Genomic DNA, 13,081 nt, shown 5'->3' on the forward strand with positions numbered 1-13,081 from the left:
CCACCGCATTGCCGGTCCAACGTCTCGTGACGACGCGTACGCCCCTCATCCGGACCGGAACGCGGACCTTATACGCCTGATTTGCGGATTTTCAGAAGCGATCTATTTTTCGAGCAGGCTCTTGAAATCGGCGTTGTTGCTGGAACGGCAGACAAATTCGGCGTTCTGGAGCATGTTTTCGCCGGCAATGTCGCGTCGTGGCAGGGGCCAAAGTCGAATTCGAACGTTGACCATTTCGCGACCAAGCGGCAAACCGTCCGCCGTGGAGGAAGGAACGGTCCAACTCATGGTCCCGGTCCGCTAGGAAAGCCAGATGCGTAGCCTCGAAGACCGAGCCCTGCTTCTCTTGCTCGTCGCGATATCGCTGATGTTCGGGTGGATCCTGCTGCCGTTCTACGGCGCGGTTCTGTGGGGCGTCATCGGCGTCATCGTCTTCGTTCCGCTGCACCGTTGGTTGGCGCGGTCGATGCACGGCCGACACGGCCTGGCGGCGGCCGTCGTGGTGTTGATCTTCGTCGTGATCGTCATCCTTCCGCTGTCGCTGATCGGGGCGTCGCTGGCGCAGGAGGCCTCCGGAGTCTACAAACAGATGCAGTCCGGTCAGCTCGACATTGGACAGTACTTCCAGAAGATGCTGGCCGCGCTTCCGACATGGGTGGTCGATCTGCTCAATCGCTTCGGACTCGGCAGCCTCGCCGGAATGAAGGGCAAGCTGTCGGCCGTCCTGCTGAAGGGCAGCGAGGTCATTGCGAGCCAGGCGCTCGTGATCGGACAGGGTACGTTCGAAGTCTTCGTCAATCTGTTCATCATGGTCTATCTGCTGTTCTTCCTGCTGCGTGACGAAGAGACGCTATCGGAGCGCATCAAGAGCGCCATTCCGCTGCGCCCGGAGCAACGCGATGCGCTGCTGCGGAAGTTCACCGTGGTCATCCGCGCGACGGTGAAGGGCAGTCTGCTCGTCGCTCTGGCGCAAGGCGCGCTGGGCGGCCTGATGTTCTGGTTCCTCGGCATCAACGCGCCCCTGCTGTGGGCAGTCGTGATGGCCTTCCTGTCCTTGCTTCCGGCAGTGGGAGCGGGCCTCGTCTGGTTTCCGGTCGCGCTCTATCTTCTTGCCATCGGATCGATCTGGCAGGGTGTGGTCCTGATCGCCTATGGCGCCCTCGTCATCGGTCTCGTCGACAATGTCCTGCGTCCGATCCTGGTCGGACAGGACACCAAGATGCCCGACTATGTGGTGCTGATTTCGACATTGGGCGGGATCGAGGCATTCGGCCTCAACGGGTTCGTCATCGGGCCGGTGATCGCGGCAATGTTCATCGCGATCTGGGACATCTTCTCGACCTCGCGCTGTGAGAGGGCCTTGGCGCCGGATGCCACGCGCGGGACGGGATGAGGGGAACGCGGTGCACAATGTAGGAGCGCGCATTTCATCGGGCGGATTAACGGATCGTAACCCGTCCTCTCCTAGCCATGAGGCGTTCGACGGGTTAAGTTCATTGATCCGCCGCATGCGCTCTTTACCCGTCTCCTGACGGGCGTCCACGTCCCAGACTTTCTCTTCCAGAGCGGTTCGTTGTCAGGCGCACGATGAACCATTTGGCTTCGACGGCGGTTAAACCGACGATAGCTCGTGATTTCGAACTCCTGCAGCCTGTTCGGCGGTCCGCAGGGGTCCATTTGGCCGCGGTCTCGCCATGCGCGATCGCCAAGAACACAAGGTGGAGACGACATTGCAGTTCGATCAGCCAGTCGCGATGGCGATTGTGCCGCCCAAGGACCGCGCCACGCTGCGCGCCGGCGATAACGAGGGCCGCGCCGCGGCCGATGCCCGCTACTGGATGCAGATTCTCAGCAGCTACCGCACGCCAAACCGCCTGCGCAGCGTGACCGAGCTGGTGATCACCGCCGTGCCGCTGGTGGCCCTGTGGACGGCCGCCTGGTTCGCGTTCTCGCTCGGCCATGCCTGGGCTTCGTTGCTCATCGCGATCCCCGCCGGCGGTTTCCTGGTGCGTCTGTTCATGATCCAGCACGATTGCGGCCATGGCACCTTCTTCGCCGGGCGTCAGGCGAACGACTGGGTCGGTCGTGTCCTCGGTGTGCTGACCCTGACGCCCTACGACTGGTGGCGGCGCACCCATGCGATCCACCACGCCACCAGCGGCAACCTCGATCGGCGCGGAATCGGCGACATCGATACGTTGACCGTGCGGGAATATCAGGCGCGGTCGGCCTGGGCGCGGCTGCGCTACCGGCTGTACCGCCACCCGCTGGTCATGTTCGTGGCAGGGCCTGCGTATTTGTTCTTCCTGCAGCACCGTCTGCCGTTCGGTCTCATGCGGGCCGGCTGGTCGCCCTGGATCAGCACGATGGCCACCAATTTCGGCATTGCCCTGGTGGTTGCCGGGCTGATGTGGCTCATCGGCATCCAGGCGTTCCTGGTCGTGCATCTCCCGATCATGCTGCTCGCCGCCATGGCCGGCGTGTGGCTGTTCTATGTCCAGCATCAGTTCGAGCACACTGTCTGGGAGCGGGACGAGCGCTGGACGATGCAGCAGGCCGCGCTCTACGGCAGCTCACATTATGACCTGCCGGGATGGCTGCACTGGCTGACCGCCAATATCGGCATCCACCACGTCCACCATCTCTCGAGCCGGATTCCCTATTACCGGCTGCCGGTCGTGCTGCGCGATCATCCCGAGCTGCGCGAGATCGGCCGCATCACGCTGCCGGAGAGCCTGCGCTGCGTCCGGCTGGTGCTGTGGGACGAGTCGCAGCGCCGGCTGGTGTCGTTCCGCGAAGCCAGGATGGCGAGGCGCTAAAGCCCCGGGAATCGTAGGGTGGGCAAAGCGACGCCGTCAGGCGGCGCGTGCCCACCAACGGCGCCGGTGCGTGACGGCGGTGGGCACGGCGCGCGATACTGCGGTGCAAGCCGAGATCGCGGTGGAGCGCGCCTTTGCCCACCCTACGATTGCTTCGCTGCGCCGCTGCGCTCGCAATCAAAGTATGTAGGGCGGATTAGCGGAGCGTAATCCGCCAACGGGCGGCGTAGCATCGTGCGGCGGGTTACGCTCCGCTAACCCGCCCTACGGACTAACAACGCCATCAAAACCCATACAGCCGCGCCGGATTGTCGACCAGGATCTTCTTGCGGATCGCGGCGTCTGGAGCCCACACCGGGAGCTGGTTCATCAGGCGGCCGTCGTCGATCGGATAGAACGGCCTGATATCCGTGACCTTCAATTCGGGATGCGGCGACGAATCCGGGTGGGGCCAGTCGGTGCCCCAGACGATGCGATCGGGGTTGGCTTCGATCAGGGCCTTCGCGAGCGGGATCACGTCCGCGTAGTCGGGGCCGCGGGTCGAGGCGCGATAGGCGCCGGAGATCTTTACATAGGCCTTGCCGCTGCGGACGAGCTCGACCAGATCGGCAAAGCCCGGCTGCCCGAGGCCGAGATCAGCCTGCGCGCCGCCGAAATGATCGAACACGGCCGTCACGGGCGATTGCATCACGAGGTCCTTGATGGCCGCGATCATCGCCGTGTTGGTGTAGAGCTGGACATGCCAGCCGCGCGCCTTCATCCGCTCGACCGCGACATGGAAGCGGGCGCGGCCGACATTGGGGTCGTTGATGCCACCGGTCGCGAGATTGAGGCGGATGCCGCGGAAGCCCTCGGCATGCATGGCATCCAATTGCGCCTCGGTGGTCTTGTCGTCGATGACCGCGACGCCGCGCGCGTCATTGCCGCGCGCCTTCATGCCGTACAGCGTCGCAGAGTTGTCGGTGCCGTAGACGCTCGGCGTCACGATCACCACGCGCTGGATATGTAGAGCCTTGTGCAGCGCCGCCATCTCGTCGGGCAGGGCCGGCTCCGGCGTGTAGACCCGGCTCGCCGCAAACGGAAATTTTTCGGGGTCGCCGTGGATGTGGGTGTGGCAGTCGCAGGCCTGTGGCGGCACGTCGAAATCGACCGGGGTCGAAGGTTGCGCCGGCTTGGCGCGCGCGGCTGTCGTGGTCATCGTCACTCCGGCGGCAAGCGAGGCGAGCAGCAGGCTGCGGCGGTTCAGCATGGCGATCCTTCCCAGGGCTTGGCGCGTGCATTGTGGCTGACGCGCTCATTGTCGATGAAGGGAGCCTGAACCCGCTGTCGTCAGTGGGCAAGAACGAAGTGCGGCATGGCTGTTCGCAGGACGAGAGCGAGACGAGGAAGTCTATGGTGAGGCCGCGGCCGCCGGCCGCAGCAACCGGTCGGAAAGGACCGGTGCTGCCGACCGAACAGATCGGTCTTACTCCTTGACGATGCGCACCGCGCCCTTGGCGGCGCTCGACGCGAACGCCGCATAGGCTTTCAGCGCGGTCGAGACCTTGCGGGCGCGGGTCTTCGGCTTCCAGGCTTGATCGCCCTTCGCCGCCATCGCTGCGCGCCGGTTGGCGAGCTCCTCATCCGACACTGCGAGATGGATGGTGCGGTTGGGGATGTCGATCTCGATGCGGTCGCCGTCCTGGACGAGGCCGATCAGGCCGCCCTCGGCAGCTTCCGGCGAGACGTGGCCGATCGAGAGCCCCGAGGTGCCGCCGGAGAAGCGGCCGTCGGTGATCAGCGCACAAGCTTTGCCGAGGCCCTTCGACTTCAGATAGCTGGTCGGATACAGCATCTCCTGCATGCCCGGGCCGCCGCGCGGGCCCTCATAGATGATGACGACGACGTCGCCTGCCTTGATCTTGTTGGTCAGGATGGCTTCGACCGCGGCGTCCTGGCTCTCCATGACGCGCGCAGGGCCGGAGAACTTCAGGATCGAGGCATCGACGCCCGCGGTCTTCACGATGCAGCCGTCGCGCGCGATGTTGCCGGTCAGCACGGCCAAGCCGCCGTCCTTGGAATAGGCGTGCTCGATGTCGCGGATGCAGCCTTTCTCGCGGTCGAGATCGAGCTCCTCGTAGCGGCGGTCCTGGCTGAAGGCGACCTGCGTCGGCACGCCGCCGGGCGCGGCTTGATAGAAGTTCTTCACGCTCTCGCTCGCGGTCCGGCGGATGTCCCAACGCTCCAGCGCAGCCGCCAGCGAAGTCGAATGCACGCTCGGCAATTCCGTGTGCAGCAGGCCGGCGCGGGCGAGCTCGCCGAGGATGCCCATCACGCCGCCGGCGCGATGCACGTCCTCCATGTGCACGTCGGCCACAGCGGGCGCGACCTTGCACAGGCAAGGGACCTTGCGCGAGAGGCGATCGATATCCGTCATGGTGAAGGGGATTTCCCCCTCATGCGCGGCCGCGAGCAGATGCAGCACGGTGTTGGTCGAGCCGCCCATCGCGATGTCCAGGCTCATCGCGTTCTCGAACGCCTTGAAGTTGGCGATGTTGCGCGGGAGCACGGATGCGTCGTCCTGCTCGTAATAGCGGCGGGCGAGGTCGACGACGAGATGGCCGGCCTCGACGAACAGGCCCTTGCGGTCGGCATGGGTCGCCAGCACCGAGCCGTTGCCGGGCAGGGACAGGCCGAGCGCCTCGGTCAGGCAGTTCATCGAGTTCGCCGTGAACATGCCGGAGCAGGAGCCGCAGGTCGGGCAGGCCGAGCGCTCCATCACCTCGACATCCGCGTCCGACACCTTGTCGTCGGCGGCGGTCACCATGGCGTCGATCAGATCGACCTTGCGCAGCTTTCCCGCGATGTTGACCTTGCCGGCCTCCATCGGGCCGCCCGAGACGAACACGGCCGGGATGTTGAGCCGCATCGCGGCCATCAGCATGCCAGGGGTGATCTTGTCGCAGTTGGAGATGCACACCATGGCGTCGGCGCAATGCGCGTTGACCATGTATTCGACGCTGTCGGCGATCAGCTCGCGCGAGGGCAGGCTGTAGAGCATGCCGTCATGGCCCATCGCGATGCCGTCGTCGACCGCGATGGTGTCGAACTCCTTGGCGACGCCGCCGGCCTTCTCGATCTCCCGCGCCACCAGCTGGCCGAGATCCTTCAGATGCACATGGCCGGGCACGAACTGGGTGAAGGAGTTGACGACCGCGATGATCGGCTTGCCGAAATCCTCGTTGGTCATGCCGGTGGCGCGCCACAGGCCGCGGGCGCCGGCCATGTTGCGGCCATGGGTTGATGTGCGGGAGCGATAGGCGGGCATGACGGTTTCCTTAGGCGTTCCTCGGGATCAGGCAATGTTGGTCCGCGGGCGGAAAGGATCCCGACAACCGACGGACGGCAATGATGCGGCGAGGCATACAGCGAAGTGCTTGATGATTCGACCCTAAATTTCGCTGTTCCGGGATGCCCTCCGGGCAGGGCCGGGGCCTCGTGCCGCTCCCGCAGGTTCTGGCCGGCCCCGGTCACGCGTTTGTGGCTACGTCGGGAACAGGAAGGTCGCTTAGATTAGAACGATCGAGTTTTGTTCGCCCCGATCCAGCCCGAACGTTCCTGCCGCAGCCTCCGCCGCCCGCGCGTCCCATGCCGTCCGTCATCCGCTTCCGCCACCTGCCGACCCTTGCCGCGCTGCTTCTGGGCGTTCCCGGCGCCGCCTCGGCCCATGCCATCATCGTCTCGTCGCAGCCCGCGGCGGGCGGGACCATCGAGACGCAGCCGACACTGATCCGGCTGCGCTTCAACAGCCGCATCGATCACGCCCGCTCGCGGCTGAAGCTGCGCGCGCCCGACGGAGCCGAGCAGGCGCTTACTCCGGCAGCCGACGCGCCTGCCGACGAGATCGACGCCGAGGCCAAGGCGCTCAGCCCCGGCGCCTGGCATCTGCAATGGCAGGTGCTCAGCGTCGATGGCCACATCACCCGTGGCGACATTCCTTTCAACGTGCGCTAGCCGTGTCGCTGTTGCTCGACATCTTCGGCTATCTCTCGGTGGTGCTGCGCGGCCTGACCCTGCTGGCACAGTCCTTCACCATCGGCGGCTTGGCATTTCTGCTGTTGCTGCTGCGCCCGCTACAGCAAAGGCTGTCCGCTGACGCGATCGTGGTCGGCAAGCGCGGCCAGCGTTTCCTGCGCCGAAGCGCATTCGGCTGGTTCGCGGTCGTGCTGGCCTCGCTCGCGGTCAACATGGCGGCGCTGATCGGGACGCTCGACCTGTCGCTCGGCGCGGCGGCGAGCGCGGATTTCGCCCGCTCCGGCATGGCCGTTGCCGCCTGCGCGCTCGGCATCGCGGCGCTCGCCCGGACCGGCAGTTGGGCCGCCTGGCGCGTCGTGACGCTGACTGTGCTGACCATCTCAGCGCTGCTGCTGCAGCTCAACCTGACGCACGCGGCGAGCCGGCTCGAGGTGCGCTGGCCGCTGCTTGCCGCCGACTTCCTGCACATGCTCGGCGCCGGCGTCTGGATCGGCGGCCTGCCGTATTTCCTGATGGCGCTGAACGGCTGCAAGGCGGATGACGATCAGCGCCTGATCGGCCGGCGCTACTCGCTGATGTCGATGGTCTCGGTGGCAGCCATCGTGATCGGCGGCATTGTGATGGCGATCGCCTATCTCGGCGCGTTCGCGGCGATCTACGGCACCGCTTACGGCGTCATGACCTCGGCCAAGGTCGCGATGCTGCTGATGCTGCTCGCGCTCGGTGCAGCCAACTTCTTCGCCGTCGCGCGCTTGCGCCGCCGCGATCCCGCGGCGCCGCTGCTGCGCATGAGGCGCTTCGTCGAGGTCGAGCTCGGCATCGGGCTGACGGTGCTGCTCACCGCGGGCTCGCTGACCTCGCTGCCGCCGGGCATCGATCTCAGCCAGGACCGGCTGAGCTGGCAGGAGATCGTCGCGCGCGCCGCGCCGCAATGGCCGCGGCTGACGAGCCCCTCGGTCGACCAGCTCACGATCTCGCAGCTGCAGGCCAGGATCGATGCCGCCGACGCGCAGCGCGTGACCGCGCCGCAGGCCTATGTCCCCGGCGAGGGCGTGATCCTGCCGCGCAGCGCCGCCGACATCGCCTGGTCGGAATACAACCACCATTGGGCGGGCATCTTCGTCGTGCTGATCGGCGTGCTCGCGCTGATCGAGCGCTTCTCCTGGGGCCGCTGGGCCCGGCACTGGCCGCTGTTGTTCCTGGGGATGGCGGCGTTCCTATTCCTGCGCGCCGACGAGATGGCCTGGCCGCTCGGCCCGATCGGCTTCTTCGCCTCGTTGCGCGATCCCGAAGTGGCGCAGCACCGGCTGTTCGTGGTGCTGATCATTCTGTTCGGCCTGTTCGAATGGCGGGTGCGGCTGCGCGGGCAGGCGGCGGGCCGGGCGGCGCTGGTGTTTCCGCTGACGGTCGCCGCCGGCGGCGCGCTGCTGCTGACGCATTCGCACGCCATCGCCAACATCAAGGACCAGCTGCTGATCGAGATGAGCCACACGCCGCTGGCGCTGTGCGGCATCACCGCCGGCTGGGCGCGCTGGCTCGAGCTGCGCCTGGACGGCCGCATCAGCCGCGCCGCCGCCTGGGTCTGGCCGGTGGCCTTCGTGCTGGTCGGGCTGATCCTGCTGGATTATCGCGAGGCGTAACGAGCCTCACTCCTTCCGCAGGAACACGTAATCTGCGGAATAGGCGACGCTGCGGAATTGCCCGGCGGTGTCGCAGGTGCCTTCCAGCTTGCCGCCGGCGGTGTTGATCCGCTGCACCGTGGTGACGTCGGAGAGCACGCCCTGAGCGCCGCGGTGAGAAATGACGGCGAGCTTCAGCCAGGGGATGTCGTTGTCGGTGGCGCCGATGGCGGTGCCTTGCACCCGGCCGCCGACGATCGAGCCGTCCTGGTGCTCCCAGCTCGGCCCGGCATAGTGCCGGCCGACGGTCTTGCCGTCCGCGAACAGGGTGGCGATCGGCTCACGGAAGGTCCAGGCGAGCTTGCCGTCCTTGTCGGTCTTGCAGTCGTAGACCTGCGCGCCCTCGGCATGCAGCGTCAGCACGGCCTTTTCGCCGGCGGCGACCAGCGCATCGGGAATCGTGGTCTCTGCGGCGTGGGAGGAGCCGATCTGGGCCCCGAGCAACAGCAGGGCGAGCGATGAGGTCAAGCGCATGATCAGGTTCCTCGACGGCAGGGGAAAACGGAAACGGGCCACGCTGGTGGCGCGGCCCGTTGATAGGTGACGAAACCAGAAGGCGAAAGTGGGGAAACTTACGCCGCCATCGCCTTGGTGAGGTTTTCCGCGATCTTGTCGAGGAAGCCGGTGGTCGACAGCCAGCGCTGGTCGGCGCCGACCAGGAGTGCAAGGTCCTTGGTCATGTAGCCGGACTCGACGGTGTCGACGCAGACCTTCTCCAGCGTGGCGGCGAACTTCGCCAGCTCGGCATTGTTGTCGAGCTTGGCGCGGTGCGACAGGCCGCGGGTCCAGGCGAAGATCGAGGCGATCGAGTTGGTCGAGGTCTCCTTGCCCTTCTGGTGCTCGCGGAAATGGCGGGTCACCGTGCCGTGGGCGGCCTCGGCCTCGACGGTCTGGCCATCCGGGGTCATCAGCACCGAGGTCATCAGGCCGAGCGAGCCGTAACCCTGGGCCACGGTGTCGGACTGCACGTCGCCGTCATAGTTCTTGCAGGCCCAGACATAGCCGCCCGACCACTTCAGCGCCGCGGCGACCATGTCGTCGATCAGGCGGTGCTCATAGGTGATCTTCTTGGCCTCGAACTTGTCCTTGAACTCCTTCTCGTACACCTCCTGGAAGATGTCCTTGAAGCGGCCGTCATAGACCTTGAGGATGGTGTTCTTGGTCGAGAGGTAGACCGAGTAGTTCTTGGCGAGGCCCATGTTGAGCGAGGCGCGGGCGAAGTCGTAGATCGACTCGTCGAGGTTGTACATCTCCATCGCGACGCCGGCGCCCGGCGCCCTGAAGACTTCCTTCTCGATCACGGTGCCGTCGTCGCCGACGAACTTCATCGTCAGCACGCCCTTGCCGGGGAATTTGAAGTCGGTGGCGCGGTACTGGTCGCCATAGGCGTGGCGGCCGATGATGATCGGCTTGGTCCAGCCGGGGACGAGGCGCGGCACGTTCTTGCAGATGATCGGCTCGCGGAACACGACGCCGCCCAGGATGTTGCGGATGGTGCCGTTCGGCGACTTCCACATCTCCTTGAGGCCGAACTCCTTCACGCGCGCCTCGTCCGGGGTGATGGTGGCGCACTTGACGCCGACGCCGACCTTCTTGATCGCGTTGGCGGCATCGATCGTGATCTGATCGTTGGTCTTGTCGCGGTTCTCCATCCCCAGGTCGAAATACATCAGGTCGATATCAAGGAAGGGGTTGATCAGCTTGTCCTTGATGTACTGCCAGATGATCCGGGTCATCTCGTCGCCGTCGAGCTCGACGACCGGGTTGGTCACCTTGATTTTTGCCATGATCGATGGGGCCTCTTGGGAACAGCGCGCCAGGAGTGGAAAGCGCTTGTGAAATCAAGCGCGTCATAGCACTGCTGCACCGCGGGCGGAAGCGCACCCGGTATGCGCCCGGTGCTGATTTTCGCAGCCCGCTCATGCGGTGGGCAACGGCGGCTGCCGGCCGGTCTGCAGGTTCGAGCAAACCCTAAAATTCTTGGCTAAGCCGATTATTTTGCTTGAGAATTCTCTCCGGTCAGGTCAACGGAGCGGGCAGGGCGCGCCGCGGGCGCTTCAACCGGATTCAGAGGGCGAGGATTGAGCGTGTCGGGCACCGACAAGACCAAGGTGGGATTGGAGATTGCAGGCCCGGTGGTGATCCTGGTCGAGCCGCAGCTCGGCGAGAACATCGGCATGGCCGCGCGCGCCATGGGCAATTTCGCGCTGTCCGAGCTGCGCCTGGTCAATCCGCGCGACGGCTGGCCGAACATCGCCGCCCAGCGGGCTGCCGCCGGGGCCGACCACATCATCGATCATGTCCGGCTGTTCGACACCCTGCCGGAGGCGATCGCCGACCTCGACCTCGTCTTCGCGACCACCGCCCGCGCCCACGACCAGGCCAAGCCGGTGATGGGACCGGAGGCGGCCGCCCGCGAGATGCAGGGCCAGATCGCCGCTGGCGGCCGGGCTGGCATCCTGTTCGGCCGCGAGCGCGCGGGCCTGACCAACGAGGAGGTCGCCCGCGCCAACCGCATCGTCACCTATCCGGTCAATCCAGGCTTTGCCTCGCTGAACCTCGCCCAGGCGGTGCTGCTGATGGGCTATGAATGGTTCAAGCTGGTCACGTCAGGCTCGCTGCCGTTCGCGATGCCAGAGCGCTCCGAGCGCGCCTCCCAGGATCAGATGGAAGCGTTCTTCGAGAACCTGGTGCGCGAGCTCGACCGGGTCGAATTCCTGCGGCCGGCCGAGAAGCGCGAGACCATGCTGGTCAACCTGCGCAACATCTTCTTCCGCATGGAGCCGTCGCGGCAGGACATCCACACCCTGCACGGCGTGGTCATGGCGATCGCCGAGGGGCGCAAGGGGCCGGCCAAGGGCGGCGTGCTCGACAGCGAGCAGGCCACGCGTCTGCGCGCCCTGATCGCCGAGCAGGGCACGGTGGCGAACCTGCCGGATTCGCGCGGCTCGCTGCGCGGGCTGGCGCGGCTGCTCCGCCGCAACCCGACCGACGCCGAGCGCGCGCTGTGGCACGCGCTGTCGCGCGACCGCCGCTTCGCCGGCCAGTTCAAGCGCCAGACCCCGGTCGGCCGCCACATCCCCGACTTCGTCTCTTTCATCCACCGCCTCGCCATTGAGCTGGTGGGCCCCGGCGAGAGCGAGGGCGTCGTCGCCGACCGCAGCGCGCGACGGGCGTGGCTGGAAAGCCGCGACTACCGCGTCACCGAAGTGAAGGCGGCGGATGTCGAAGGGAATCTCGAGGCCGAGCTGGTGCGGCTGCAGGCGCTCATCGCCGAAGCGAAGTAGCTGACGGTCGCATTGCCGGCTGCACGGCGCCGCCTGCCACGCGTGAGCGCAATCGCCGATTGCGCCGTCGCGTGGCTCACACCGCCGTAGCAGTTGATCCAAACATCCAGGGCAGGCCGAGTCTGCGATCCCGTTTACACCGGCTGAAGGATGATTTGCGATCGCAATTCCAGATTGTGGTTTGCCCGATCGGTTTTGGTTAGATCGCAGCACAAAGAGCAAGACCAAGGGGGCATTCATGACTACGCGACGATGGCGCTCGTTTCTGTGTTGTGCGTTGATCATCGGTTCGATCTTCGGCTTGTCGGCAAGTGCCCACGCAGCCGGCGCGAAGCGGTGCACGACCGCGGCCGATCTCGGCGCCGAAGAGCGCATTGCCGGTTGCACCATGGTGATCGAGCACGGCAAGCCGGCGACGCCGCTGGTGATCGAGGCCCGTTTCGCGCGCGCCGGAGCCTATTTCCGCAAGGGAGACGTCGAGCATGCGATCGACGACTACAAGATCGTCATCGAGCAGTCCTCGGCCGGTCTTCTTGCCGCATTCGATCGCGCCGCTCCTGATCTGCGCGAGAGCGAGCCGCAGCCGGGGTCGGGTTTCGGGCGGGCGTTCGGGCGCAACGGCTACCGGGCGCAAGCCTATCGCGCGCTGGGGATCGCAAGCTTCCAGGCGGGTCTTCTGGAGCAGTCGCACGACGATTTCAGATGGCTCAGCGAGATCGATCCCCACAATGCCGATGCGGCCCTGTGGCTGGATCTGGCCCGCCGCCGCGCCGGCCTGCCGAGCGAGCTCGCCGACCACGCGAAGCGGCTCGACATGGGCAAATGGCCGGCCCCGATCGTCCGTCTCTTCCTCGGGCAGGAGACGACAGAGGCTGTGCTTGCGGCGGCCGACCGTGGTGCTCCCGCCACGCGCAGGGCACGGCGTTGCGAGGCGAGCTTCTTCGCCGGCGAGCTGATGCTCGACCAGAGTCGTGAGCGTGATGCCATGCAATTGATCGACCGCGCTCTCGCCGAGTGCCCGTGGACATCGCGCGAACGCTCGGTCGCCGAGGCTGAGGCGCGCGCGCTCCGCGTCATGCCGTAGGCCTCCTGCGTCGCTCGCGCGGGAAGAACGGATCGGCGCGGCGATCGCGCCGCGACCGGATCCCCGGCCGCATGCTTAACGCGCACGCGCGCATTTGAGTGAAAATGCCCGGTCAAATCCGCACGGCGCGGGTTACGGAACGCTCGGGTTCGAACGCTATGATCTGCGCATTGCCCTTTCATCGTTGCAACTGTGCGG

The 13,081-nt window shown here is 66.1% G+C and carries 11 protein-coding genes; 6 read left to right on the top strand and 5 right to left on the bottom strand.

The genetic code is table 11. The annotated features are described in order from the left end of the window. Nucleotides 1–102: 102 nt before the first annotated feature. On the bottom strand, nt 103–288 hold the full coding sequence (locus QX070_RS12375) for a hypothetical protein (RefSeq protein ID WP_315737329.1): 186 nt from the start codon (nt 286–288) through the stop codon (nt 103–105). A 25-nt stretch (nt 289–313) separates the two neighbouring features. Here QX070_RS12375 and QX070_RS12380 point away from each other — a divergent pair, with 25 nt between their 5' ends. Continuing rightward, the gene (locus QX070_RS12380) at nt 314–1,393 is read left to right on the top strand and encodes an AI-2E family transporter (protein WP_315737330.1); all 1,080 of its coding nucleotides are present in this window, start codon (nt 314–316) and stop codon (nt 1,391–1,393) included. Between the two features lie 301 nt (nt 1,394–1,694). Then, nucleotides 1,695–2,819, top strand: a complete 1,125-nt coding sequence (locus QX070_RS12385; RefSeq protein ID WP_315737331.1) for a fatty acid desaturase — start codon at nt 1,695–1,697, stop codon at nt 2,817–2,819. Nucleotides 2,820–3,102: 283 nt separating this feature from the next. Here the strand turns inward: QX070_RS12385 and QX070_RS12390 are convergent, their stop codons facing one another. Both QX070_RS12390 and ilvD read right to left on the bottom strand, forming a co-directional pair. Then, nucleotides 3,103–4,068 (bottom strand): amidohydrolase family protein, encoded by a 966-nt coding sequence (locus tag QX070_RS12390; protein ID WP_315737332.1) that lies wholly within the window; start codon nt 4,066–4,068, stop codon nt 3,103–3,105. Nucleotides 4,069–4,284: 216 nt separating this feature from the next. Beyond that, on the bottom strand, nt 4,285–6,126 hold the full coding sequence (ilvD, locus tag QX070_RS12395; RefSeq protein ID WP_315737333.1) for a dihydroxy-acid dehydratase: 1,842 nt from the start codon (nt 6,124–6,126) through the stop codon (nt 4,285–4,287). Between the two features lie 320 nt (nt 6,127–6,446). Here ilvD and QX070_RS12400 point away from each other — a divergent pair, with 320 nt between their 5' ends. Continuing rightward, nucleotides 6,447–6,812, top strand: a complete 366-nt coding sequence (locus QX070_RS12400) for a copper resistance protein CopC (protein WP_315737334.1) — start codon at nt 6,447–6,449, stop codon at nt 6,810–6,812. Between the two features lie 2 nt (nt 6,813–6,814). Continuing rightward, nucleotides 6,815–8,473, top strand: a complete 1,659-nt coding sequence (locus QX070_RS12405) for a copper resistance D family protein (RefSeq protein ID WP_315737335.1) — start codon at nt 6,815–6,817, stop codon at nt 8,471–8,473. Nucleotides 8,474–8,479: 6 nt separating this feature from the next. Here QX070_RS12405 and QX070_RS12410 read toward each other — a convergent pair whose 3' ends face one another. After that, entirely contained in the window at nt 8,480–8,986 is a 507-nt protein-coding gene (locus QX070_RS12410) for a DUF3455 domain-containing protein (protein ID WP_315737336.1), read from the bottom strand. A 98-nt stretch (nt 8,987–9,084) separates the two neighbouring features. After that, a complete protein-coding gene (locus QX070_RS12415; RefSeq protein ID WP_315737337.1) occupies nt 9,085–10,299 on the bottom strand; it encodes an NADP-dependent isocitrate dehydrogenase in 1,215 nt (404 codons plus the stop codon). A gap of 300 nt (nt 10,300–10,599) precedes the next feature. Between QX070_RS12415 and QX070_RS12420 the strand changes: the two genes are divergently transcribed. Together QX070_RS12420 and QX070_RS12425 are read left to right on the top strand one after the other, a co-directional pair. After that, nucleotides 10,600–11,799, top strand: a complete 1,200-nt coding sequence (locus tag QX070_RS12420; protein WP_315737338.1) for a TrmJ/YjtD family RNA methyltransferase — start codon at nt 10,600–10,602, stop codon at nt 11,797–11,799. Nucleotides 11,800–12,100: 301 nt separating this feature from the next. Beyond that, nucleotides 12,101–12,883 (top strand): hypothetical protein, encoded by a 783-nt coding sequence (locus QX070_RS12425; RefSeq protein WP_315737339.1) that lies wholly within the window; start codon nt 12,101–12,103, stop codon nt 12,881–12,883. Nucleotides 12,884–13,081: the final 198 nt, after the last annotated feature.

It is taken from the genome of Bradyrhizobium sp. SZCCHNR1093 (assembly GCF_032381175.1).
Lineage (GTDB): Bacteria > Pseudomonadota > Alphaproteobacteria > Rhizobiales > Xanthobacteraceae > Bradyrhizobium.